Origin of the sequence: Nitrosomonas europaea, from assembly GCF_900167395.1 — a bacterium.
Taxonomy (GTDB): domain Bacteria; phylum Pseudomonadota; class Gammaproteobacteria; order Burkholderiales; family Nitrosomonadaceae; genus Nitrosomonas; species Nitrosomonas europaea.
On record NZ_FUWK01000068.1, the window covers coordinates 1 to 3,783 of the forward strand.

Annotated in this window: 3 protein-coding genes; 2 read left to right on the top strand and 1 reads right to left on the bottom strand. The window is 57.2% G+C overall.

Annotated features, from left to right (window positions below):
• The first annotated feature begins 205 nt into the window (after positions 1–205).
• Complete coding sequence (locus B5D58_RS13220) at positions 206–1,384, top strand: hypothetical protein (RefSeq protein ID WP_011112988.1); 1,179 nt, start codon at positions 206–208, stop codon at positions 1,382–1,384.
• Positions 1,381–1,845 carry a lysozyme gene (locus B5D58_RS13225; RefSeq protein WP_011112987.1) on the top strand — a complete coding sequence of 155 codons (465 nt, stop codon included), beginning with the start codon at positions 1,381–1,383 and terminating at the stop codon, positions 1,843–1,845. Before B5D58_RS13220 ends, B5D58_RS13225 begins: the two co-directional genes overlap by 4 nt.
• Positions 1,846–1,847: 2 nt before the next feature.
• Here the strand turns inward: B5D58_RS13225 and B5D58_RS13230 are convergent.
• On the bottom strand, positions 1,848–3,783 hold a 1,936-nt coding region (locus B5D58_RS13230), incomplete at its 5' end, for a hypothetical protein (RefSeq protein ID WP_159445013.1).

Below are 3,783 nucleotides of genomic sequence, written 5' to 3' on the forward strand. Positions count from 1 at the left end.
GCGGGCGCTCCCGTGTAATATCTGTCCCATAATTCCTCCTGTGTCGGTAGCAAATCATACAATACACCATCACAATGCGGGACCAAACAACTAGACAATCATAATCGTTCGGTACACCGAACTTCATCGGTCTGCACACCCCATCAAGGAAAAGGGGCCGTAGGGGCTGATACCAACCCGATCCACACCTTATGAGGGTATGCAGATGAACGATGCAGAGAATTTGACCAAGCTCCTGGGCCACCTGCCGCCGGCAGTGTTCCGTGAATTCATGGCGGACGAGTTCAGCCTGGCCATGCCGGACCTGGACACCAAAAAGACGAAAAAGGAGCAGCGTGAACAGATGGAGGTCGCGCTGTCCGCCCTTGGGGTGAGTGAGCGGCAGCGGATCGAGGAAGTGGCCGAACGGATCGTGCTGTTGTCGGATGGGGCCGGACAGGACGTTATCGACGGCTTCAAGGACGACATCTTCGATGACGCCGCCCGAGAAGCCTTCGCTGCGATCCCGAACCAGTACCAGCGCGCGCTGTGGCTGCACGTCAATGAGCCCGTAATCTTCGAGGAAGCCCTCAACGCCCGCCAGGCCGACGTGTTCCGGCAAAGTGCCTCTTGTCTTGCTGTACTCGACGATGCAGCTGCCAAGACGGCGTTCCACCAAACCGTCGCTCAACAGCTCGGGTGTTCCGATGACGCCGTCGCGATCCAGATCTTCAAGCGCCTGCGGCCCGATACGCAGACCGGCGAAGACGTGGACCTCTACCAGATCAGCATCCACCACAACCGCCCGCCGGAAATCATCGACTGCGTGCAGGCCAGCGAACTGGTGCCACAAGAGGTGATCCGGGCGGTGTCATCGCACATCACCTATGAGCCGGCCAATGGGCACCTCGAGGTTCTGTCGAAGGATACGGATGGGCGCGAAGCGCTGGCCCGAATCGTGGCCGACTCCCTGCTGCAATCGCCGATCACCGGCGAGAAGATCCCGCTAAAGCAATACGACTACCAGAGCCTGGCAGCACCACGAAACTTCGACATCGCCAGTGAGCCGGTGACGTCCGTCAAGGTCGTCGAGCTCGGCTATTCCGCTGCAAACGGTCGCTCGCTGCTCGTGAAAACCTGGACCAAGGATGCCGACGACATCTACACCGCTGCTCGGTCGTTAATCAACCCCACCTTCGACTTCCGCGATCACCACCTGAACTACGCCAAGCTATCCATCAAACTGAAAAAGGTCGGCAAGGACCGCGCGCGGGCGATCACGGTGATCCTGCGCGACGACAACAAGTGCAACATCAAGACGAAGCGGGAAAAGGACCAGGCCCTGTGGGCCGGCGTGCTGAACTTCTGGTTCATCGGCCGCGTATTCGATCGGGTCCGGCAATGAGCCAGATTCCCCAAGCCGCTATCGCCCTGGCGAAACGATTTGAGGGTTTCCACAAGGTTCCCAAATCAGATCCACTGCGCCGCGCCCGTCCCTACATTTGTCTGGCCGGCTACTGGACGATCGGCTACGGGCGTTTGTGCAAGCCGGACCATCCACCGATCGACGAGGAAGAGGGCGAGGCCTACTTGTATCAGGATCTGCGCAAAGCCCTCGCCGCCACGCTGCGCTACTGCCCGGTGCTGGCCACCGAGCCCGAGAGCCGGCTCGCGGCCATTGTCGACTTCACCTTCAACCTTGGTGCCGGTCGACTGCAGACATCTACGATGCGTCGGCGAATCAACCAGCGAGACTGGCTTTCTGCGGGCCAAGAGTTGCGGCGCTGGGTGCACGGTGGCGGCAAGGTACTGCCGGGGCTGGTAGCTCGCCGCGAAGCCGAAGTCCTTTTGTTGGTGCCCGGCTAACATCAGATCGTGTGCGTCTGGTGGGCCATGCCTGGTGACAGCAGGCCAGCAATTTCTCTAAGAAGTGGGCCCAATTTCGCATGGTCGGATTGAGCAATTGCCATTTCAATCCGTGACGACCAGTGTCCTTGCCTGTACAGGTTCGCGACGCGCCCCAAGATTTCTCTGGCAGTTCGATCGCGGATTTCCTGCTCCGGAGCAGACGTGCCGGTTAATTTGGATACGACTGCGGTTCTGAGTAGTGAGATATCTTCATCTCCACCATTGACGGCAAATGCTGCGAGGCCACAAAGCCCCCTCTCAAGAATTCCCCAGCCTGTTTGATACCTCCCGCCTTTGAACGTCCAGGACAGAAGGCTCTCTCCAATTTCTCTCGCAATTTCATCACAGCCGCGATTGCGCGCACCTATTGCGGCCTCGAATAAGGACTCCGTCATCTGGAAATTCTCTACGAACGTGACGGATTCCTTGTCATCGGGAATCCATGTCAATGTAGCGACCAACCAACGCGCATGCTTCTGCAGCTCGTCTTGGCTGTGATGATCGCACACAGGCGCATTTGAGACTGCCAACAGGATTTCTGTCACACCCGTTATCCAGTGAATCATGTCGAATGTGAAGTGAGACTTCACCTTTACGGCTTCGAGAAGAAGCTCCTTCTCCGTTTGGTAAAGGCCATCTGCCCAACGCTCGATGTTCCGTATGACTGATTGGGCGTCCGTGTTGTCCGGTGGCGCTTCAGAGATCGCGTTCGCCAATGCCGTAAGCCGCGACCTCAAACTCTGCATGCTCGTCGACGAGTAGTACGGTCCCAGGAATGTGCTATGGCTGCTCGACAGGGGGGTATCTGGTACGTTGAGAAATAACTTCGCCACCAAAGCAACATCTCGGCGGACTTCCCCTACGGCGAAGTGAATGTCGCGGCTCCCGGAGCGAAGTAAATCAAAAGTGAGATTCGCAAGCTGCGCCATGCCTTCCATCGTGACAGGGCGGTAATCCTCTTTCGCGCAGCCGGTACACGCAATCAAAGCGATTTTTTCGCTGAGCGTTGCTATGTCGTTCGGATCTCCATGAGCTAGGAGATATTGCGCAGATTGCCCCATGAGCCGTTGCCCCTCCAGCAGAACATCGGCCATGCCATGAGGAACTACGCTCTGCACCGCGCTTGCAAGGTATCCTGCAGCGAGCTGCGCGTGGCTTTTCGAGGCATGCGGGCTGGAGTAATCAATGCCGAGATACACCCGGACGAGTGCTGCCATTGCTTGCAGTGTCTGCTCGATCTGCTGCTCATCCCGGCGCGCAATCCCACTCTGTAAGTTTTGCCGCAGGTGCTCCAGCGTGTCGTTGATGAAGCCATCACTGGAGAAAGGATTTTCGACAAAGGAGTTGTTGGCGTAGAACGTTTTTCCCTTGGACTCGATGTATGCAGCATTGATGCCGACGACAGCGTTCAGCGCCACACCAGAAACTTCATAGTCTCCCTGCTCTGCATAGCGTCCCGCAAATGACATCGCATGACGGACCGCTCGTTTTGTGCCATCGGTCCATCTATTGTTGATCTGAAAAAACGCGGTACGGGCCAAGTCGTGCGTGGAGTCCGAAGGTGACGTCGTGGAACTTGCGCTTACATCGGGTTCAAGCAGCGGTATCGCGCGCTGAGCCCGTCGTGCCCATGTCCGCAATTCCTTACGAGTGTCTTGAATGAGTATGCCCAGTTGCTGCAATGGGTTGATGAGAACCAAAGCGCGCCGATAGGCGTACATGAACGAGATCAGTATGAATACGACCGCCCATGAGGCTGCGAGCACGACGTGCGCCAGCCGGGCCTGATCCACAAAGGTCGACTGAATCGCCCCGGGTTTTGAGGAGGCTCCAACTTTTGAGAGAATGGAGCCATGAGCAATCAAACAAAGTTTTCCCCTGAAGTTCGTGAACGAT

Coding starts and splice junctions, on each gene's coding strand:
- B5D58_RS13220 (WP_011112988.1), top strand. CDS start 206: ATGAACGATGCAGAGAATTTGACCAAGCTCCTGGGCCACCTGCCGCCG.
- B5D58_RS13225 (WP_011112987.1), top strand. CDS start 1,381: ATGAGCCAGATTCCCCAAGCCGCTATCGCCCTGGCGAAACGATTTGAG.